This window comes from Aeromonas sp. QDB30, from assembly GCF_027707645.1.
Lineage (GTDB): Bacteria > Pseudomonadota > Gammaproteobacteria > Enterobacterales > Aeromonadaceae > Aeromonas > Aeromonas caviae.
This window is the reverse complement of the sequence record NZ_JAPCIY010000034.1, coordinates 14,943-33,960: the sequence shown is the minus strand read 5'-3', so window position 1 is coordinate 33,960 and position 19,018 is coordinate 14,943. Positions and strand designations below refer to the sequence as shown.

The 19,018-nt window shown below is 66.1% G+C and carries 16 protein-coding genes and 1 pseudogene; 4 read left to right on the top strand and 13 right to left on the bottom strand.

Going from position 1 to position 19,018, the window contains the following annotated elements; genetic code table 11:
• Positions 1 to 91 precede the first annotated feature (91 nt).
• The 6 genes from PG896_RS11965 to PG896_RS11940 form a co-directional block, all read right to left on the bottom strand.
• On the bottom strand, positions 92 to 1,192 hold the full coding sequence (locus PG896_RS11965) for an ABC transporter permease (RefSeq protein ID WP_200164607.1): 1,101 nt from the start codon (positions 1,190 to 1,192) through the stop codon (positions 92 to 94).
• A 3-nt stretch (positions 1,193 to 1,195) separates the two neighbouring features.
• Positions 1,196 to 2,305, bottom strand: a complete 1,110-nt coding sequence (locus PG896_RS11960) for an ABC transporter permease (RefSeq protein ID WP_270835746.1) — start codon at positions 2,303 to 2,305, stop codon at positions 1,196 to 1,198.
• Complete coding sequence (locus PG896_RS11955) at positions 2,302 to 4,071, bottom strand: ATP-binding cassette domain-containing protein (RefSeq protein WP_043153468.1); 1,770 nt, start codon at positions 4,069 to 4,071, stop codon at positions 2,302 to 2,304. The genes PG896_RS11960 and PG896_RS11955 overlap by 4 nt, the downstream gene beginning before the upstream one ends.
• Positions 4,068 to 5,036 carry a secretion protein HlyD gene (hlyD, locus tag PG896_RS11950; protein ID WP_213320501.1) on the bottom strand — a complete coding sequence of 323 codons (969 nt, stop codon included), beginning with the start codon at positions 5,034 to 5,036 and terminating at the stop codon, positions 4,068 to 4,070. Before hlyD ends, PG896_RS11955 begins: the two co-directional genes overlap by 4 nt.
• Before the next feature lie 85 nt (positions 5,037 to 5,121).
• Positions 5,122 to 5,763 carry a TetR/AcrR family transcriptional regulator gene (locus PG896_RS11945; RefSeq protein WP_043153473.1) on the bottom strand — a complete coding sequence of 214 codons (642 nt, stop codon included), beginning with the start codon at positions 5,761 to 5,763 and terminating at the stop codon, positions 5,122 to 5,124.
• Positions 5,764 to 6,035: 272 nt separating this feature from the next.
• Entirely contained in the window at positions 6,036 to 6,956 is a 921-nt protein-coding gene (locus PG896_RS11940; RefSeq protein ID WP_043153476.1) for a LysR family transcriptional regulator, read from the bottom strand.
• A gap of 42 nt (positions 6,957 to 6,998) precedes the next feature.
• Here PG896_RS11940 and PG896_RS11930 point away from each other — a divergent pair.
• Positions 6,999 to 8,541 (top strand): annotated as a pseudogene (locus PG896_RS11930) (MFS transporter).
• 88 nt (positions 8,542 to 8,629) lie between these two features.
• Here PG896_RS11930 and hslU read toward each other — a convergent pair.
• From hslU to argS, 4 genes are all read right to left on the bottom strand, one after another.
• On the bottom strand, positions 8,630 to 9,958 hold the full coding sequence (gene hslU, locus PG896_RS11925; protein ID WP_010676031.1) for an HslU--HslV peptidase ATPase subunit: 1,329 nt from the start codon (positions 9,956 to 9,958) through the stop codon (positions 8,630 to 8,632).
• A 95-nt stretch (positions 9,959 to 10,053) separates the two neighbouring features.
• Positions 10,054 to 10,587 (bottom strand): ATP-dependent protease subunit HslV, encoded by a 534-nt coding sequence (gene hslV, locus PG896_RS11920; RefSeq protein ID WP_005306539.1) that lies wholly within the window; start codon positions 10,585 to 10,587, stop codon positions 10,054 to 10,056.
• Between the two features lie 186 nt (positions 10,588 to 10,773).
• Positions 10,774 to 11,640 carry an SPOR domain-containing protein gene (locus tag PG896_RS11915; protein WP_270835745.1) on the bottom strand — a complete coding sequence of 289 codons (867 nt, stop codon included), beginning with the start codon at positions 11,638 to 11,640 and terminating at the stop codon, positions 10,774 to 10,776.
• A gap of 3 nt (positions 11,641 to 11,643) precedes the next feature.
• Positions 11,644 to 13,389 (bottom strand): arginine--tRNA ligase, encoded by a 1,746-nt coding sequence (argS, locus tag PG896_RS11910; RefSeq protein WP_053288018.1) that lies wholly within the window; start codon positions 13,387 to 13,389, stop codon positions 11,644 to 11,646.
• 314 nt (positions 13,390 to 13,703) lie between these two features.
• Between argS and PG896_RS11905 the strand changes: the two genes are divergently transcribed.
• The 3 genes from PG896_RS11905 (at position 13,704) to PG896_RS11895 (ending at position 15,622) form a co-directional block, all read left to right on the top strand.
• Positions 13,704 to 14,270 carry an LON peptidase substrate-binding domain-containing protein gene (locus tag PG896_RS11905; protein WP_010676027.1) on the top strand — a complete coding sequence of 189 codons (567 nt, stop codon included), beginning with the start codon at positions 13,704 to 13,706 and terminating at the stop codon, positions 14,268 to 14,270.
• A 124-nt stretch (positions 14,271 to 14,394) separates the two neighbouring features.
• Positions 14,395 to 14,964 carry a sigma-70 family RNA polymerase sigma factor gene (locus tag PG896_RS11900; RefSeq protein ID WP_010676026.1) on the top strand — a complete coding sequence of 190 codons (570 nt, stop codon included), beginning with the start codon at positions 14,395 to 14,397 and terminating at the stop codon, positions 14,962 to 14,964.
• On the top strand, positions 14,957 to 15,622 hold the full coding sequence (locus PG896_RS11895; RefSeq protein ID WP_043153968.1) for a ChrR family anti-sigma-E factor: 666 nt from the start codon (positions 14,957 to 14,959) through the stop codon (positions 15,620 to 15,622). The genes PG896_RS11900 and PG896_RS11895 overlap by 8 nt, the downstream gene beginning before the upstream one ends.
• A 112-nt stretch (positions 15,623 to 15,734) precedes the next feature.
• Here PG896_RS11895 and bacA read toward each other — a convergent pair whose 3' ends face one another.
• From bacA to PG896_RS11880, 3 genes are all read right to left on the bottom strand, one after another.
• A complete protein-coding gene (gene bacA / locus PG896_RS11890; RefSeq protein ID WP_102948943.1) occupies positions 15,735 to 16,550 on the bottom strand; it encodes an undecaprenyl-diphosphate phosphatase in 816 nt (271 codons plus the stop codon).
• A gap of 254 nt (positions 16,551 to 16,804) precedes the next feature.
• Positions 16,805 to 17,800, bottom strand: a complete 996-nt coding sequence (locus PG896_RS11885) for an aldo/keto reductase (protein WP_270835744.1) — start codon at positions 17,798 to 17,800, stop codon at positions 16,805 to 16,807.
• Positions 17,801 to 17,948: 148 nt separating this feature from the next.
• On the bottom strand, positions 17,949 to 19,016 hold the full coding sequence (locus PG896_RS11880; protein WP_270835749.1) for a galactose-1-epimerase: 1,068 nt from the start codon (positions 19,014 to 19,016) through the stop codon (positions 17,949 to 17,951).
• Positions 19,017 to 19,018 lie beyond the last annotated feature (2 nt).

Here is a 19,018-nt window from a genome sequence, read left to right as displayed (position 1 = left end):
CGGTTTACCCACGGCCGGGGAGTGAAAACTTCTGGCGGAAAAGGCTGGCCTCGCACTGGCGAGACCGGCATCAGCTGAACAAGGTGGCGCGTCAGGCGATATGGCGGCGGAACATGGCGAGCGCCAGCGACAGGGTGACCCCGGCGATGGCGAGCAGCGGCCAGAGCAGGGGCCAGGCGGCCGACCAGTCGAACCCCTTGAGGAAGACCCCCTTGAGCAGCACGATGAAGTGGGTGAGAGGGTCGATGGCCGCCAGCCACTGGAACACCTGCGGCATGTTCTCCACCGGTGAGATGTAGCCCGAGAGGATCACCGCCGGGACGGTGAAGGAGAAGACCCCGAGAAAGGCCTGTTGCTGGGTCGAGCAGAACGACGAGATGAAGAGCCCGATCCCGGCCAGTGCCAGCCCGTAGCAGACCATGCCCGCCATCAGCAGGCTGAGGCTGCCGGCAAAGGGGAGGTGAAAGACAAAACGGGCGGCCAGCGCGACTATGCACCCTTGTCCCACCGCCACCAGGATGCCGGGCACCGCCTTGCCCGCCATGATCCAGCCTGCGGTGAGGGGGGAAACCAGCAGCTGATCGAAGGTGCCCTCCTCCCGCTCCCGCGCGACCGAGAGGGCGGTGACAATCAGACAGCCGGTGGTGGTGATGATGGCCACCAGGGCCGGCAGGATATGCCAGTGGAACTCGATATTGGGGTTGTAGAGGTTGCGCACCGCGAGGATCGGCGGCGCCTTGCCTGCGTTCCCTTCTTCATTCTGCCAGCGGGCGATCACCTGGCTGATGTAGCCCGCCGCCACCTGACCGCCGTTGGAGCGGCGGCCGTCGATGATCAGCTGCACCTTGGCCGGTTCGCCCCGCGCCAGCCGGCGCGAGAAATCGCTCGGGATGACCAGACCGAGGAGCGCCTGCTGTCCGGTGATGGCCTCGGTCATGCCCGCCTCGCCTTGCACCGGGATGATGGTGGTGAAGGCGGGCATATGGGTGAGGCGCTCCAGCAGCTCGCGGCTCTGGGCACCTCCATCCTGGTTGTAGATGGCCAGCGTGTTGCCGGTCACCTCCAGAGTGGCGGCGAACGGGAAGAGGGCGGTTTGCAGCAACACCGGCATGATGAGCAGAAAGCGCCCCTGGGTGTTGCCCATCAGGGCCTGCAGCTCTTTTCGGATCAGCCACCAGAGTCGGATCAGCATGGGTTACTCCAGAGTGCGCCGCGTTTTGCGGGCGGTCAGGGCCAGCCAGAAACCGGCCAGCAGCAGCAGACAGAAACCGTTGACCAGCAGGATCGAGAAGACGCTGCCCGCCTGATAGAGGGTCTGCAGGGAGTTTGCGAAGTAACGGGCCGGAATGAGGTGGGTGATGGCCCGAAGCAGCGGTGGCATGCTGGCGATCTCGAACACGAAGCCCGACAGCATCACGGCGGGCAGAAAGGCGGCGATCAGCGCTGCCTGCGCGGCGTTGAACTGGCTGCGCATCACGGTGGAGAGGAACAGCCCGAGCCCGAGGGCGCTACCGAGGAAGACGCTGGTGACCAGAAAGAGCAGCAGCAGGGAGCCGCGCCACGGCACCGCCATCACCGCCACCGAGAAGAGCAGGCAGAGCAGCATGGCGATGATGCCGAGGCCATAGTAGGGCAGCAGCTTGGAGAGCAGCAGCTCCCCCTTGGTGACCGGGGTGGCGAGCAGTGCCTCCATGGTGCCGCGCTCCCACTCCCGCGCCACCACCAGCGAGGTGAGCAGGGCGCCTATGATGGTCATCACCACCGCAATGGAGCCCGGCACCAGAAAGTTGCGGCTCACCAGCGCCGGGTTGAACCAGGCGCGGCTCTCTATCGACACCGGCATGGCGACCCCCTCGCCAGCGAGCCACCCCTGCCAGATCCCCTGCACGTAGTTGGTGACGAAGTTGGCGGTGTTGGGCTCGGAGCCGTCGGTCAGCAGCAGCGCCTGTGGCGTGCCATTACCCTGACCGGCCAGCGCGCGGGAGAAGCCGTCGTCGATTACCAGCAGGCCGCGGATCTCGCCACGGGCCAGAGTGGCGAGCAGGGACTCCTTGCTCGGGCCGCTGTGGATCTCCAGTGCGGTAGAGCCGCGCAGGGCCTGCTCCAGCCGCACCGCCGGGGCGCCGCTGTCGGTGCGCCAGATGCCGAGGCGCAGATGGTCCACATCCAGATTGATGGCGTAACCCATTACCACCAGCAGTACCACCGGCATGATGAAGGCGATGAGGATGCTGCTCGGGTCACGGACGATTTGCAGCGTCTCCTTGCGGCAGAGGGCCAGCAGTCGCCGACGGTTGATGCTCATGCTTCCTCCTCGCTGGCCCGCTCGACCAGGGTGATAAAGGCCTCTTCCATTGTTGGCAAAGAACAGGTCGGCAAGGAGCCGGTTGGCAAAGAGGTCGCCGCCTCTTTGGCGGCCAGCCCCTTGAGATCGTCCGGGGTGCCGAGGGCCAGCAGCTTGCCGCGATAGATGAGGGCAATGCGGTCGCAATACTCCGCCTCATCCATAAAGTGGGTGGTGACCAGCACGGTGACGCCGTGGTCGGCCAGCGCGTTGATGTGCGACCAGAACTCGCGCCGGGTCACCGGATCGACCCCGGAGGTGGGCTCGTCGAGGAACAGCAGCGGCGGCTCGTGCAGCAGGGCGCAGGCCAGCGATAAGCGCTGGCGCAGGCCGAGCGGCAGGGATTCCGCCTTCTGATCGAGCCAGGGGGCGAGGGCAAAGGCAGTCACCATGGCATCGATCCGCGTCTGCTGGTGGCGGCCGAACAAGCCGTAGATACCGGCGAAGAAGGAGAGGTTCTGGGCCACGGTGAGCTGCTTGTAGAGGGAGAACTTCTGCGCCATGTAGCCGAGGCGCTGGCGCGCTGCCGAGGGGCTGTGGGCCAGATCGATGCCGGTCACCAGCGCCTGCCCCTCGCTCGGGCGCAGCAGGCCGCACTCCATCTTGAAGGTGGTGGACTTGCCCGCCCCGTTGGGGCCGAGCAGGCCGAAGATCTCGCCGCGGCGCACCGCAAAGCTGACATCATCGGTGGCGGCAAAATCGCCGAAGCGCTTGGTGAGGTGGCGCGCCTCGATCACCGCCTCGGGGGAGACCCCCTGCGGCAGTTCCGCTTCCCGCATCCCCGCCGCCAGACTCGACTCCCCGCCGGGGCCGCCGCCGAGCAGGTCGATAAAGGCATCCTCCAGCCGGGGCTGGGCCGGTTGAAAGGCGCCGTTGGCAAGATGCAGCTCCGCCAGCGGCGGGGGCGTCATGCCCGGGTGCAGCAGCAGGCGAACCCGCTCCCCCGCCACCGCGCCATCCATCACCGCCGGGTGAGCCAGTGCCCGGCGCAGCAGGGCGCGCCGCTCGCGGCCATCCAGTTGCCCCGCCTCCAGCAGCCAGCAGCGGCTGGCCATGGCTCCCATCAGATCGGCCGGGGTGCCGCTGGTGCGCACCTCGCCATCCGCCATCAGCAGCACGTGGTCGCACAGCTCCGCCTCATCGAGATAGGCGGTACTCCAGAGCACCGTCATCCCCCCTTTTGCCAGCTCGCGCACCATCTGCCAGAGGGCGCGGCGGGAGATGGGATCGACTCCGACCCCCGGTTCGTCGAGCAGCAGCACATCCGGGGTGCCGAGCAGGGCGCAGGCCAGCCCGAGTTTCTGCTTCATCCCGCCAGAGAGCTTGCCCGCCGGCCTTGCGGTGAAGCGGGCGAGATCGGTGAAAGCGAGCAGCCGCGCGAAGGTGGGCGTGCGTTCGGGCTCCAGTACGCCGCGCAAGTCAGCGTAGAGGGTGAGGTTCTCCAGCACGCTGAGATCCTCGTAGAGGCCGAACTGCTGGGGCATGTAGCCGAGGCGCTGGCGCAGCAGATCCCCCTCGCTCACCGGATCCAGCCCCAGCACCCGGATGGTGCCCGCTTCGGGGATCAGCAGACCGGCCAGCAGGCGCAGCAAAGTGCTCTTGCCCGCGCCATCGGGGCCAACCAGCCCGGTGATGCCACCGGTCGGAATGGTGGCCGAGATGGCGTTGAGGGCGACCCGCTCGCCAAAGCGTTTGGTGAGTCCCTCAAGGGAGATGGCGCAGCTCATGGCGCCAGCCTGACGGTGACCGGCATCCCCTGGCGCAGGGCCGGGTCGGGGTCCTGCACCACGATGCGCAGCCGGTAGACGAGGTGAGTGCGCAAGTCAGGCGTCTCCACCGATTTCGGGGTGAACTCGGCGGTGGGCGAGACAAATCCCACCACCCCGTGATAGGGCTTGTCCGGCCGCGAGTCGGTGGTGAGGGTGACTTTGGCGCCGCTCGGGAAGTGGCCGAGCCAGGGCTCCTCCACATAGGCGCGCACCCAGACCGGCGCGGTCAGGGAGAGGTTGAAGGCGGTCGCTCCACTCTGGACCATGCTGCCGTTCTCGATGGCGCGACTGATGATGATGCCATCGCTGGGGGCGGTCAGGCTGGCATCCGCCAGCGCCAGTTCGGCACTGGCGAGCGCCGCTTTGGCCCCTTCCAGCTGGGCATCGGACTGGGCGATTTCCTCCGGGCGGTAGCCGGTTTCGAGCTGGGCGAGCTGTTCGCGGGCCGAGCGCACCTGCGCTTGGGTCTGATCCCGCTGGGAGCGGGCAGTATCGAGCTGACCGCGGGAGATGGCGCCGGTGGCGGCCAATGCGCTCTGGCGGCGCCACTGCTGGTCGGCCTCCAGTGCAGCGGCTTCGGCGGCGGCCAGTGCGGCCCGGGCGCGGTCGGTCTCTTCGCTGCGATAGCCTTTGTGGATCAAGGCGTTGGCGGCGGTGAGTGCGGCCAGATTGGCGCGGGCGCTGTCGCGGCTGTGGGTGAGGGGAACCGGATCGAGGCGTGCCAGCAGTTGACCGGCTTTTACCCTATCCCCCTCATCGACCAGCACCTGATCGACGCGGCCGCCGACCCGAAAGGCCAGATTGACGTCGCGAATGTCGACATTGCCGTAGAGGATGGAGCCGTCGGCTGGGCGCCCCTGCCACCAGAGGTAGCCGCCGATAACGGTTAGCAGCAGGGCCACGATTGCAATGCGTTGTTTCATGCTGCTTCTCCTTGAGGATGGCTCTGCAGCCAGAGGTCACCACCGAGAACGGCCAGCAGCAGAGCTAGCATCGCGATGCGTTGTTTCATGCCGTTTCTCCTTCTTTCATGTCGGTGGGGCGCAGGCCGCGCAGTGCCCATACCAGCCGCTGTCTGGCGGCCTCGGGGTTGTCTATCTGGCTGAGAAAGGGGGCGGCCTCTTCGGGCAGCCAGCCGAGCTGACGACCGCTGCCTGCGATCACCAGCGGCAGGCCGACCGACCCCATGATGAAGATCATCAGCTGGAGCGGGTGACCCGCGACCAGCGACCCTTCCGCCTGTGCCATCCGTACCTGTTCGATCAGCAGCAGGGGGTGACGGCGCGGCAGGCTGAGCAGAAAGCGCTGGGCCGCCCCTTCCCCCGCCAGCGCATCGCCAAACAGGTGGTTGATGAAGCCGCGCTGGCGCGCCACCAGACCGATCAGCGCCTCCATGGTGGCCTCGAACATGGCGATGGCAGAGGGGTAGGAGCCTTTGGCTGCCACCGCCTTGAGCTCGTCATAGAGGGGGGCGTACCAGAGCTCCACCAGCTCGTCGATAAAGGCGTCGCGGTTGCCGAAGTGGTAGACGAAGGAGCCGAGGTTCACCTCTGCCGCTGCCGCCAGCTCGCGCACCGTCAGGCCGCGCAGCCCCTTGTCGGTGGCGATGGCGAGGCCGGTATCGAGCAGTTTCTGACGGGTGGGGTGCATCTGGCTGGTGCTCCTGGTGTATGCATTTTGTACGCAATTATACGACCGTATAAAAAATTCGGAAGCGGGCGGCAGGATCTTTTTGCCCGCAATGTGATCCGCCCCGCTCTGAGGGGCCGTGATCCCCGTCCGGCAGGGGGAAGGATCCACCACTTGTGCCCAAGCCACAGGCATGTCGGTGTGACGGGGTGGTGACAGGCGCTTCAGGTCCCGGGTGCGGGCGCCCGGGCCACAAGGGGCCTGTGATGGAGCCGGGAGCTGCCTGACCCGGATCAGGGGGTGTCGGTGGCCCCGGCGTGATAGGGGGGCCGGGCGCAGGTGTCCCGTATCAGGGCGCGCAGCCAGCGGTGGCCCGGATCGGCATCCTGACTGGGGTGCCAGAGCAGGGCGACCCGGATCCCTGGCAGAGCGAAGGGCAGGGGCAGGGTGACCAGATCGCCGAGCAGGCTGGCGCAGTGCAGGTGCGGCACCGTCGCCACCAGATTGCTCTCCCTGACCAGGGCCAGCGCCGTCGCAAACCCGGGGATCAGGGTGGTGATGGTGCGTCTCTTCCCCTGGCCTGCGAGGATCTCGTCGATGGGGCTGTGAGGCTGGCTCCGGCGGGAGACCAGTACGTGGCGCGCGGCGGCATAGCGCGCCACGGTCAGGGTGCCGTCGCAGAGGGGGTGGTCCGGGTGCACCACGGCGACGAAGTGGTCCTGGAACAGGGCCTGGGTGCGCAGCTCAGGGGCCGTGGTGGTGCCGATGACTCCGGTCTCGAAGTCCAGCTCGCCACGGCGCAGGGGGCCGCTCTCCTTGTCGGGTTTGGCCAGAAAGTGGAGCCGCACCCCGGGGGCCTCGACGGCGAGGCGCGCCAGCAGGGCGGGGCCCACCGCCTCCACGAAGCCGTCACTGGATCGCAGGCGGAAGGTGCGCTCCAGGCTCGCCGGGTCTACTTCCTGCTGGGGGCGCAGCACGGCCCGGGTCTCCTGAACCAGGCGGGCAACCTCATCCCGCAGGATCTGCGCCCGGGGGGTGGGGATCAGGCCGCGTCCCGCCCGCACCAGCAGCGGATCCCCCGTGGTTTCACGCAGCCTTGCCAGGGCCCGGCTCATGGCGGAAGCACTCAGGCCTAGCCGTCTGGCGGCGCCCGCCACACTGCCCTCTTCCAGCAGGGCATCCAGGGTGATCAGCAGGTTGAAATCCGGGGTCATGGTCGTCTCCTCGCAGGCGGCGCCTGACGGGCCGACCCCTTCATGATACGCGATCTGCCGTCTCTTCATATGGCGTCTGATGCAACTATAAGCTGCAATCCGTGCGTCTTCCGCCTTGTCATCCCCCCCCCCGCTAGCCTGGGTGCATCATCACTTGCCGGAGAGACTGCCATGTCCACACCACTTCTTGTTTCCCCTCCCGTGACGCGCCGTCTTGGTCTCGCGGGGCTCGGGCTCGCCACCCTGCTGCCCATGCTGGCGGGCAGCATGGCCAACCTGGTGCTGCCTGCCCTGGGGCAGGACTACGGCGTGCCCTTCGCCAGCCTGCAATGGGTGCTGGTGGCCTACCTGCTTGGGATCACCAGTCTGACGGTGGTGGCGGGCCGGCTTGGCGATCGTCTGGGGCGGCGTCGCCTGCTGCTCTGGGGGACCGGGGTCTTTGCGCTGGCTTCCCTGCTGTGCGCCCTGGCCCCTTCCATTGGCTGGCTCATTGCCGCTCGCAGCGGGTGCGGCCTGCATGCTGGTGCTCTCGCTGGCCATGGCAGGAGAGCTGGTGCCGCCAGCCCGACGGGGCTGGAGCATGGGATTGCTCGGCACCCTGTCGGCCTGCGGCACGGCGCTCGGCCCCTCCTTTGGCGGCCTGTTGATCGGCGGATTTGGCTGGCAGGCTCCCTTCCTGCTGCTGCTCCCCCTGGCGTTGCTGGCGCTGGGGTGTGCCTGGCGGGATCTGCCCCGGGATGAGGCGGGCTCTGCCGAGGGAGGCCTCCCGCTCACCAGTCTGTTGCTGCTGGTGACGGCGCTGCTCTGCTACGGGCTGGCACTGACCCGGGGCAGCCCGCTCGGGGCCTGGCCGGGGATAGGGGCGCTCGTCGCCATGGCGCTCTTCGTACGTGCCGACTCGGGCGCCCGTCGCCCCCTGCTGCCCCTGGCGTTGCTGGGGGCGCCCAGGCAAAGAGGCGGGATCATCGCCAGTGCGCTGGTGGCCAGCGTCATGGTGGCGACGCTGCTGATCGGTCCTTTCTACCTGCACGGCGCCTTTGCCCTCGACATGGGGACGGTGGGGCTGATGATCTCCATGGGCCCGCTGCTGGCGGCGCTGTCCGGCATGCCCGCCGGCTGGCTGGTGGACAGGGTGGGGGCGACTCCTGTGGTGCGCCTCGGCCTGGGACTCATGGTGGTGGCCGCCGTCTTGCTGGCCCTGCTGGACAGGACGCTCGGGCCCCTCGGCTACCTGCTGCCCATCCTGCTGCTCACCGCCGGTTATGCCCTGTTCCAGACCGCCAACAACAGCGCCGTGGTGGGGGAGGCGGAGGGGGCGAGCCGTGGCGCCGTGGCCGGGCTGCTGACCCTGTCGCGCAACCTGGGCCAGCTGACGGGGGCGGCGGGGCTGGGGGGCCTGTTCGCCGCCCTGGCGGGGCGGCCCGATCTCGCCCTCGCGACGGCGGACGAGCTGGCGTTTGCCACCCGGGTCACCTTCGCCCTGACGGCCTTGCTGCTGATGAGTGCGCTCTGGCTGGCGGGAAGGGAGGAGCGTGCCGTGCAGGGTGATGTGGCCCGGGACGGCTGCGAGTCGGGAGAACGCTGAAAACGAAGACGCCTCCACAGGGGAGGCGTCTTGCTATGGGGTTGAGCAGGATAGTAAACCGCTCAGCTCCTCGTTATCGATCAACCTGTTACAGAATGAAGCGGCTCAGATCCTCGTCTTCAATCAGCTTGCCGAGGTGGGCGTTGACGTAGTCGGTGTTGATGACGAAGGTCTCGCCTGACTTCTCGGAGGCGTCGTAGGAGATGTCTTCCATCAGCCGCTCCATCACGGTGTGCAGACGACGGGCACCGATGTTCTCGGTGCGCTCGTTGACCTGCCAGGCCGCTTCGGCCAGACGGCGGATGCCATCCTGGGTGAACTCGATGTTGACCCCTTCGGTGGCCATCAGCGCCTTGTACTGATCGGTCAGGGAGGCGTTCGGCTCGGTCAGGATGCGCTCGAAGTCTTCGGTGGTCAGGGCGGTCAGCTCGACCCGGATCGGCAGACGGCCCTGCAGCTCGGGGATGAGGTCGGACGGCTTGGCGATCTGGAAGGCGCCGGAGGCGACAAACAGGATGTGATCGGTCTTGACCATGCCGTGCTTGGTGTTGACGGTGCAGCCCTCGACCAGCGGCAGCAGGTCGCGCTGAACCCCTTCACGGGAAACGTCCGGGCCCGAGCTCTCGCCGCGCTTGCAGATCTTGTCGATCTCATCGAGGAAGACGATGCCATTGTTCTCGACGGAGGCGATGGCCTTCTGCTTCAGCTCTTCCGGGTTGACCAGGCGGGCCGCTTCCTCTTCGATCAGCGCCTTCATGGCCTCCTTGACCTTGATCTTGCGCTTCTTCTTCTGGTTCTGGCCCAGGTTCTGGAACAGCCCCTGCAGCTGGTTGGCCATCTCTTCCATGCCCGGGGGGGTCATGATTTCGACACCCATGGGGGAGGCGGCCAGATCCAGCTCGATCTCCTTGTCATCCAGCTGACCTTCCCGCAGTTTCTTGCGGAAAATCTGGCGGGTGTTGGAGTTGTCGGCTTTCTCTTCCTCACCCCAGCTGTTGCGCGGGTTGGGCAGCAGGGCGTCGAGGATGCGCTCTTCGGCGGCTTCCTCGGCGCGGTATTTCATCTTCTCCATCTCGGTCTCGCGCACCAGCTTGATGGCGACATCGGTCAGATCGCGGATGATGCTGTCCACTTCCTTGCCCACATAGCCCACTTCGGTGAACTTGGTCGCTTCCACCTTGATGAAGGGGGCGTTGGCCAGCTTGGCCAGGCGACGGGCGATCTCGGTCTTGCCGACGCCGGTCGGGCCGATCATCAGGATGTTCTTCGGGGTCACCTCGTGGCGCATCTCCTCGGAGAGCTGCATCCGGCGCCAGCGGTTGCGCAGGGCGACGGCGACCGCGCGCTTGGCATCGGCCTGACCAATGATGTGTCTGTCCAGCTCGTGGACGATTTCTCTCGGGGTCATCTCGGACATGGTGGCGTTCCTGTATCCGGGGCGGGCAGGGCCCACCCCTTGGAAAATGGGGCGTCTGGCAAGGCGGCCTTATTTGGCGGCCCTATTTCGCCGACTTATTTAGCTGAATAATCCAGCACTTCGATGGTGTGGTTGCCGTTGGTGAAGACGCAGATGTCGCCCGCAATCTTGAGGGACTTCTCGACAATGCTCTTGGCGTCGAGCTCGGTGTTCTCCAGCAGGGCGATGGCGGCGGACTGGGCAAAGTTGCCGCCGCTGCCGATGGCGATGAGATCGTGCTCCGGCTGCACCACGTCACCGTTGCCGGTGATGATGAAGGATTTGTGCTCGTCGGCGACGGCCAGCAGGGCTTCGAGGCGGCGCAGGGCGCGATCGGTGCGCCAGTCCTTGGCCAGCGCCACGGCGGCGCGCTCCAGGTTGCCCTGATGGGCCTGCAGTTTGGCTTCGAAGCGCTCGAGCAGGGTGAAGGCGTCGGCGGTGCCGCCGGCGAAACCAGCCAGTACCTTGCCGTTGTAGAGGCGATGAACCTTGCGGGCGTTGCCCTTCATGACGGTGTTGCCAAGAGAAACCTGGCCATCGCCACCGATGACGACCTGACCGTTGCGGCGAACTGAAACTATGGTAGTCACTTTACTTACCTCGCTTGAGCCGAATGACGGCCTGACTGTGCATGGAGGAAAAGATGGGGATGGCAAAACGGCTTTTCAAGCCTGTGCCGAGCACGGATCGCGGGGGAGGGATCGGGTGGGCGCGGGATGGCGCCAAAAGAAACAGGGCCGGGTGTTGCCACCCGGCCCTGTGCATGGACGCGGCGATCACCCCTTCTTGGGGATGCAGCCGCTGATGCCCGAGCCCTGCAGCTTGCGGTTGGCCGCATCGGCCGCCGCCTTGCCGTTGAAGGGGCCCACCATCACCTTGTAGACGGCGCCACCGGCTCCGTTCACCACCTGCAGACTGGAGGAGAGCCCGGCGGTGAAGGCGATGCGCGCCTTGAGGGATTCCGCGGAATCCTGGGAGCGCAGGGCGGCACACTGCATCATGTAGCGACCGCCGTCGGCGGCTGCGGTCTGTGCAGTCTGGGTCGCCGCCTTGGCCCTGGCGGCCTCGGCACGCTCCCGCTCCAGTTCGGCGCGGATCTCCCGCTCCATCCGCTCACGCTCGGCCTTCTGGTCGATCACCTGCTCCCGGGCGCTGGCGACCGGGGCGCCGGTGGTAGGCTTGGCCGGTTGCACCGGTTGCACCGGTTGCACCGGTTGCGGCTGATAGGGCTTCACCTGACCGATGGGGGTTCCCGGCTGGGGAATGTCGGTCGCGACCGGCTTGGGCAGCTTCTCCGGTTGCAGGGTCATGGTCTCGGCAGGCGGGGGCGGCAGCACGCCCGGCTGGGGCGGCGGCTCTATGATGTCCACCTGCTTGTTCTCCAGCCGCTCGATGTAGCTCCACTTCTCCTGGGGCAGGGTATTGCCCTGTGCCTTGGGTTTGTTGGCCTTCACCTGCTCTTCGATGGTGGGGGCATCGGCGCCCTTGCCGTTGATGAGGTAGAGGAAGGCGCCGAAACCGACGACCAGGGCCCCGGCCAGCAGTGCCGGGATAACAGGAAAGCGGCGAGGGGCCGCTTTCTTGATGTTACGGCCACCCGCCCGTCGTCTCGGGCTGTTGCCGACGTAATCCCGGGTCGCCATCTATTACATGCGCTCCAGGGTGTGGATACCCAGCACGCCCAGGCCCAGCTTGAGCACCTTGGCGGTGGCGGCGCACAGCAGCAGACGGCTCTGGCGGGTCGCCTCGTCCACGCCGTCCTTGTTGATCGGGCAGGCTTCGTAGAAGGTCATGAAGTTGCCGGAGAGCTCATACAGATAGGTACAGAGCAGGTGCGGCATCCCCTTGTCCGCCACGCCGTTGACCGCGTCGGAGAACTGGATCAGCTTCTGGGCCAGGGTCTCTTCGGCGTCTTCGCTCAGGACCACCTTGCCGCTCAGGGTATCGGCATCGACGCCGGCCTTGCGGAAGATGGACTGGATACGGGTGTAGGCGTATTGCAGGTAGGGGGCGGTATTGCCTTCAAACGACAGCATCAGATCCCAGTCGAAGATGTAGTCGGTGGTGCGGTTCTTGGAGAGATCCGCATACTTGACCGCGCCCATGGCGATGGCGTGCACCACCTGGGCCTTCTCTTCGGCAGAGAGGTCGCTGTTGCGGCTCTCCAGCAGGGCGCTGGCGCGCTCTTCCGCTTCGTTCAGCAGGTCAACCAGCTTGACGGTGCCGCCGGAGCGGGTCTTGTAGGGACGGCCGTCCTTGCCCAGCATCATGCCGAAGGCGTGGTGCTCGAGGGGCACGGATTCCGGCACATAGCCCGCCTTGCGGGTGATGGTCCAGGCCTGCATCAGGTGCTGGTGCTGACGGGAGTCGATGAAGTACATGACCCGGTCGGCGCCCAGGTTCTCGTAACGGTATTTGGCGCAGGCGATGTCGGTGGTGGTGTAGAGGAAACCGCCGTCGCTCTTCTGGATGATGACGCCCATGGGCTCGCCATCCTTGTTCTTGAACTCGTCCAGGAAGACCACGGTGGCCCCTTCGCTCTCGACTGCCAGCCCCTTGGCTTTCAGGTCGGCAACGATCTGCGGCAGCATGTCGTTGTACATGGACTCGCCCATGATGTCCTTGTTGGACAGGGAGATGTTCAGGCGATCGTAGTTGCGCTGGTTCTGCTCCATGGTCATGTCGACCAGCTTCTTCCACATGGTGCGGCAGTACTCATCGCCACCCTGCAGTTTCACCACGTAGTTGCGGGCGCGCTCGGCGAAGGCTTCGTCTTCGTCATAGTGACGCTTGGCCTGGGTGTAGAAGGCTTCCAGGTCCTTGAGCTCCATGTCGGAGGCGTGCTCGTTGGCCATCTTCTCCAGATAGGCGATCAGCATGCCGAACTGGGTGCCCCAGTCGCCGATGTGGTTGGCACGCACCACCTTGTGGCCCAGGAATTCGAGGGCGCGGGCGGCCACGTCACCGAGCACGGTGGAGCGGATGTGGTGCACCGCCATCTCCTTGGCCACGTTGGGGGCGGAGTAGTCCACCACCACGGTCTGCGGCGCCGGCAGCTTCACGTTGGCGTTGTCGGAGGTCACCATGGCTTCCACCTGACCGGCCAGCCAGCGCGGGTCGAAGAAGAAGTTGATGAAGCCGGGGCCGGCGATCTCGACCTTGGCGATCAGATCGGAGGCGGGCAGGTGCTCGATGATGGCAGCGGCCAGCTCGCGGGGATTCTTGCGGGCCGGTTTGGCCAGCAGCATGGCCAGGTTGGTGGCCAGGTCGCCGTGAGCCTTCTCCTTGCATCGGTCTACTTGCACCCGGGCTTCCAGGTCGGCGGGCAGGACGCCTGCGGACTTGAGATTGGCTACCGTTTGTTCAAGTAGATGATGAATATGCTCTTTCATAACTGACCACCGAGGTTGCGCGTCGAAAAGTGACTGACTGGATAAGGGCGTGAATTTTACCCGCATCGGGCCGAGAAAACTATAGGAACGGCCCGCACCCGTGGGCGTGGCGGATATTTCACTGCGTTTTCCACCACATTGCAGGATATTGATTTGGGTAAGTGGTGGTTATCCATTTCTACTGCATAACGAAACGGCTTGTCCAGGCTATTTTCCCCTGATTATGACAGGGTTATTTATACCGATTCGATCTGAATGATCCCGCTTCCCGTGGCGGTCGTATCCTTTGAGGACGCCGTTGGAGGATGATTCCCATGACACTGGTACTGTTTCCACTCTCCGCTCACCTGCTGCCGGGCGGCATCATGCCGCTGCGCATCTTCGAGCCCAGATACCAGCGCATGATCGCCGAGTCCCGGGAGCGGGAGTTCGCGCTCTGCATGCTGGACCCCCGCCAGCCCGACGCGCTGCGCAACATGTACCCCATCGCCACCCGGGTGCGCATCATCGATTTCGATCTGCTGCCCGATGGTTTGCTCGGCATCACGGTACTCGGGGTGGAGCGGGTGCGCATCACGGATCTCTGGCAGGAAGAGGACGGTCTGCGGGTCGGCGAGGTGGAGCCCCTGCCCCCCTGGCAGAGCGGCAGGCTCCAGGCGGATCAGCACTCCCTGGCCAAGGCGTTGCAGGACGTGTTCAACGACTATCCGGAGTACGCGGCCCTCTATCCGGAGCCGGACTGGGAGGATGCGAGCTGGGTCGCCCAGCGCTGGCTGGAGGTGCTGCCCATCCCGGTGGAACAAAAGCAGTGGCTGGTGGCGGCCAAGGACAACCAGCCCACCCTCTCCCTGCTGAGCGGTCTGCTGGTCGCGAGCCATTGAATTCCCCTTCCCGGTGATCCTTTTTCCTCGCTCACCGTATTGGGGGTGAACACCACACGCGAGGGATGGCGCAATGGCATATACTGGCCAACCACAATCGGCTCCACGCAGGACATCGCCCCCCATGGACAACCCAGACGGCGACCTCACATCTTTGCTGGTCCGGGTGGCCGAGCGTGCCGACAAGGCTGCCTTCGCCACCCTGTTCCACCACTTCGCGCCGCGCATCCGCAGCTACGGGCTGCGCCACCTCGGCAGCGAGGCCAACGCCATGGAACTGGTGCAGGAGACCATGCTGCTGGTCTGGCAGAAGGCACGGCTCTATCACCCCGACAAGGGCGCCGCCACCACCTGGATCTACACAGTGATGCGCAACCAGAGCTTTGACATGCTGCGCCGCCGCCGCGCCAGCAAGGAGGAGCTCTGCGCCGAGGAGATCTGGCCGCTGCTGGAATTCCGGGCCGAAGAGGAGCACCTGAGCGGCGGTGAAGACGCGGTGCTGACCCGCCAGATGGCCCACTATGTCGCCACGCTGCCGGAGCCGCAGCAGCAGGTGGTGCGCGGCATCTACCTGCAGGAGCTCTCCCAGCAGGAGCTGGCCGACCGGCTCGGCGTGCCCCTTGGCACCATCAAGTCCCGGCTGCGGCTGGCACTACAGAAACTGAAGGAACAAGTGGAGCAAGGCCATGATTAAGACCCATCCGACTGAACCCATGCTGCGCGCCTTCGCTGCCGACGAGCTGCCTCTGCCGCTGGCCGTCGGTGTCTCCGCCCATTGCGAGTTCTGCCCCGAGTGCGCCGCCCGGGTGAAGCAATTTGAAGAGGCGCTGGCGTGCCAGCATCTCGCCCCTGACGCGCCGGACGAGGCGCTGCCCGCCGGATTCGATGCCATGCTGGCGGGCATACTGCAACAGCCGGTGGCGACGGAGGCGGCGCTCGCCCTTCCCGAGAGCCCGAGGCCAGAGCTCAGGGTGGCGGGTCACAGTTACCGGCTGCCGCGGGCATTGGCACGGCATCATGCCCCCAGGTGGCGTCATCTCGGGGCCATCCGCCAGGTCAGCCTGCCCCTGGACGAGATGGGGGCGCGGGCCAACCTGCTCCATATCGAAGCGGGGGGGCGGATCCCCGAGCACACCCACAAGGGATATGAGCTGACCCTGCTGCTGGCGGGCACCATCGAGGATGGCGACACCCGCTATCAGGCGGGGGATTTCATCTGGCGCGACGCCAGCCACGCCCACAGCCCCCGAACCCCGGACGGCTGCCTCTGCTACACGGTGCAAGATGCCCCCGTGCAGTTCACCAAGGGGCTGTCACGGCTGCTCAACGGCATCAGCCAGCACCTCTATTGAGTTGGGATCACGGCTGCTCGGCGATAGCGGGCTGCCGCGCGACTGAGGCGGTATCATGGCATGAAAAAAGGGACCCTCGGGTCCCTTTTGTGTTGCTTGGGGGCGCAGCCCATCAGGCCACGAAGACCAGGTAGACGACGAAGGCCAGCAGGAAGCGGTAGATGGCGAACGGGATGAAGTCGAGACGACGGATCAGCGCCAGGAAGGTCTTGATGGCGACCATGGCCACCACGAAGGCGGTGACGAAGCCCACCGCAAACATGGGGAAGTCCGCCATGGAGAGGAAGTCGCGGCTCTTGTAGAGATCCAGGCCGCTGGCCGCGATCATCATGGGTACCGCCATGATGAAGGAGAATTCCGCTGCCGCGTGGCGGCTGATGCCCATCAGCATGCCGCCGCTGATGGTGGCGCCGGAGCGGGAGAAACCGGGCCAGAGTGCCAGGCACTGGAACAGGCCGATGCCGAAGGCCTGCTTGTAGCTGATGTCGTCCAGGGTCTCCGCGGTCACGGCGGGGCGGAACTTTTCGGCGATGATGAGCAGGATGCCACCGGCCACCAGGGCATACATCACGGTTTCCGGCCCGAACAGATTGGCCTTGATCCAGCTGTGGATAGCCAGCCCGACGGCCACGGCGGGCAGCATGCCGAGGATGACGTGCACCAGGGAGAGGGTCGCGTGGCCCGGGGTCGGTTTCTGACCGAAGTGAATGCCGATGAGTCCGAACAGGCGGCGCCAGAACATGACGACCACTGCCAGGATGGAGCCGAGCTGGATCACCACCTCGAAGGTGGCGGCCTTGGGTCCTTCAAACCCGAGGAGGTGGCCGACGATGATCATGTGGCCGGTGGAGGAGACGGGGAGGAACTCGGTCAGGCCTTCCACTATGCCCAGCACAAAGGCGACGAACAGGGCGTAGGATTCGGTCATGGTGCAGATCTCTTGGTTATGGGGTCTGGATAAAATCAACCCCGAACGGGTCGGGGCGGCCAATGATGGCGGAAAATCGCGCGGGCAACCAGTGAATATTGGGGATTTCAGCGCCCTGTTCCGGCCGGGAAAGGGCGCTGGCGGACCATGCAGGGCGCGGCTTGCCGCATGCTGTCAGAAGCCATGACTGCCCCGTCACGTTCTGACAGGGCAGTCACGCCAGATGTCCTCTGTTTTATGATCTCTTTGTGCTGTCAGGCCAGTATGGACAGGATTTTCTGTTGAAGATCATCGTCCAGGGGGGGCTGCCCCAGGGCCTCGACGGCGCTCGTTATCTGTTGGGGATGGCTGGCGCCGATCAGGGCGCAGCTCACCACGGGGTCGCGCAGCACCCATTGCAGTGCGAGTTGCGACAGGGACTGACCCCGTTGCAGGGCCAGTGCATGCAGGGCGCGGACGGTGGCGAGCTTCTCCTCGGTGATCTGGTCCGCCGTGAGGAAGGGGCTGGCACTGGCGGCGCGGGAATCCGCGGGAATGCCCGCCAGGTAGCGATCGCTCAGCAGCCCCCCGGCCAGGGGCGAGAAGGCGACCACCCCCATGCCGTGCTCCCGGCAGGTCGGCAGGGTGTCGGGCTCAACATCGCGCTGGAACAGGGAGTATTTGAGCTGGTTGACCAGGCAGGGGGTGCCGAGCTCCGCCAGCCGGGCGGCAGCCTTGGCCGCGAGCGGGGCCGGGTAGTTGGAGAGGCCGATGTAGAGCGCCTTGCCCTGGCGCACCATCAGGGCCAGGGCCTGGCAGGTCTCCTCGAGCGGGGTGCGGGGATCCGGCCTGTGGTGATAGAAGATGTCCACGTAGTCGAGGCCCAGACGGCGCAGGCTCTGGTGCAGGCTGGCGAAGAGGTACTTGGCGCTGCCGCCATCGCCGTAGGGGCCGTCCCACATCACGTAGCCCGCCTTGCTGGCGATGATGAGCTCGTCCCGATAGGGAGCCAGGCTCCTCTTGAGCAGCGTGCCGAAGGTCAGTTCGGCAGATCCCGGCGGCGGCCCGTAGTTGTTGGCGAGATCGAAGTGGGTGATCCCCAGATCGAACGCCTGGTGCACCATGGCCTTCGCGGTGGCGGGATCGCTCCCGGCGCCGAAGTTGTGCCAAAGGCCCAGACCGATGCCGGGCAGGCGCAGGCCGTGGCGGCCCGCCGGTCGGTAGGGCTGGCGCTGGTAGCGGTCGGGGGCGGCGAGGTAGTTGTCATCCATCACGGTGCGGTTCCTTGGCTGGTGTGCAATGAGGAGCGACGTGCCCTGCGGCGGGCCTCACCCCGGCTGATTCGGCGGTGCCATCGGGGCCGGGGCTGCCATGACGTGGCGGCGCGCCCGGGCCCCTTCGTCTGCCCGAGCGGGGCTGTCAGGGGGCAGGAATAAAGCGATAACGGGTCTGGTGGCGATAACGCTGCCCCGGCAGCAACCAGGGATCGCCGAGGGCGGGCCGGTTCGGGCTGTCGGGCAATTGCTGGGCCTCCAGGCAGAAGCCGTCGTAATCCCGGTAGGGTCGGCCCTGACGATCCGGTGTGCCGGTCAGCCAGTTGCCGCTGTAGAACTGCAGGGAGGGCTGGTTGGTGTAGACCGCCATGGTCAGCTTGCCATCCCCCGAGATCACCCGGGCGGCCCATGGCTGGTTGGACCCACCAAACGGCTCATCAACAGGCTCGAAATCGCTGTTGTTGAGCAGAAATGCGTGATCGTACCCCTTGGCCAACTGCTGCTGGGGGTGGTCCAGCCACGCCTGGCCGATGGGGCGGGGGGCGCGCAGATCGAAGGGGCCTTCCACCGGGGCGATGGCCAGCGGCAGGCTCTGGTCATCCGTGGGCAGGTAGCGGTCGGCGTCTAGGCTGATGGTGTGGTGGCGGATGTCGCCACCGCCATCCAGGTTGAAGTAGGCGTGGCTGGTGAGGCTGACCGGGCTGGGGGCGTCCGTGCTGGCGCAGAAATCGACCACCAGATCGCACTGCTCCAGCCGATACTCCAGGCTCACCCTCAGATTGCCGGGAAAGCCCTGATCCCCCGCCCGGGAGAGGAGCGCCAGCTTGACCCTGTCCGCCTCCTGCTCCTTGATCTGCCAGGTGCGGCGATGGAACCCGTCGCGCCCGCCGTGCAGGCAGTTGGCCCCCTGGTTGGCGTCCAGCGTCCAGCACTGGCCTTCCCGCTCAAGACGGGCGCCGCCGATGCGGTTGGCAAAGCGCCCCGCCACGGCACCCAGCCATACCTGCTGGGTGAGGTAGGCCTCGTCGGCGCAGCCCAGCAGCACCTCCCGCCGCTCTCCCGCCACCGGCAGGGTGAGGGAGGTGAGGGTGGCCCCGTATGCGAGACCGCGCAGCCGCAGTCCCTCCTCGTTTTCCAGCTCGAATCTCATCATGGTTTGCGGTTCCCCGTCGTGATCCCGTCGCCCCCTGCCGGCGTCGCGAGTGCCGGGCAGGG

Bases quoted from the DNA above. Each gene is read 5' to 3' on its own strand.
- PG896_RS11965 (WP_200164607.1), bottom strand. From the start codon at position 1,192: ATGCTGATCCGACTCTGGTGGCTGATCCGAAAAGAGCTGCAGGCCCTG.
- PG896_RS11960 (WP_270835746.1), bottom strand. From the start codon at position 2,305: ATGAGCATCAACCGTCGGCGACTGCTGGCCCTCTGCCGCAAGGAGACG.
- PG896_RS11955 (WP_043153468.1), bottom strand. From the start codon at position 4,071: ATGAGCTGCGCCATCTCCCTTGAGGGACTCACCAAACGCTTTGGCGAG.
- hlyD (WP_213320501.1), bottom strand. From the start codon at position 5,036: ATGAAACAACGCATTGCAATCGTGGCCCTGCTGCTAACCGTTATCGGC.
- PG896_RS11945 (WP_043153473.1), bottom strand. From the start codon at position 5,763: ATGCACCCCACCCGTCAGAAACTGCTCGATACCGGCCTCGCCATCGCC.
- PG896_RS11940 (WP_043153476.1), bottom strand. From the start codon at position 6,956: ATGACCCCGGATTTCAACCTGCTGATCACCCTGGATGCCCTGCTGGAA.
- hslU (WP_010676031.1), bottom strand. From the start codon at position 9,958: ATGTCCGAGATGACCCCGAGAGAAATCGTCCACGAGCTGGACAGACAC.
- PG896_RS11915 (WP_270835745.1), bottom strand. From the start codon at position 11,640: ATGGCGACCCGGGATTACGTCGGCAACAGCCCGAGACGACGGGCGGGT.
- argS (WP_053288018.1), bottom strand. From the start codon at position 13,389: ATGAAAGAGCATATTCATCATCTACTTGAACAAACGGTAGCCAATCTC.
- PG896_RS11905 (WP_010676027.1), top strand. From the start codon at position 13,704: ATGACACTGGTACTGTTTCCACTCTCCGCTCACCTGCTGCCGGGCGGC.
- PG896_RS11900 (WP_010676026.1), top strand. From the start codon at position 14,395: ATGGACAACCCAGACGGCGACCTCACATCTTTGCTGGTCCGGGTGGCC.
- PG896_RS11895 (WP_043153968.1), top strand. From the start codon at position 14,957: ATGATTAAGACCCATCCGACTGAACCCATGCTGCGCGCCTTCGCTGCC.
- bacA (WP_102948943.1), bottom strand. From the start codon at position 16,550: ATGACCGAATCCTACGCCCTGTTCGTCGCCTTTGTGCTGGGCATAGTG.
- PG896_RS11885 (WP_270835744.1), bottom strand. From the start codon at position 17,800: ATGGATGACAACTACCTCGCCGCCCCCGACCGCTACCAGCGCCAGCCC.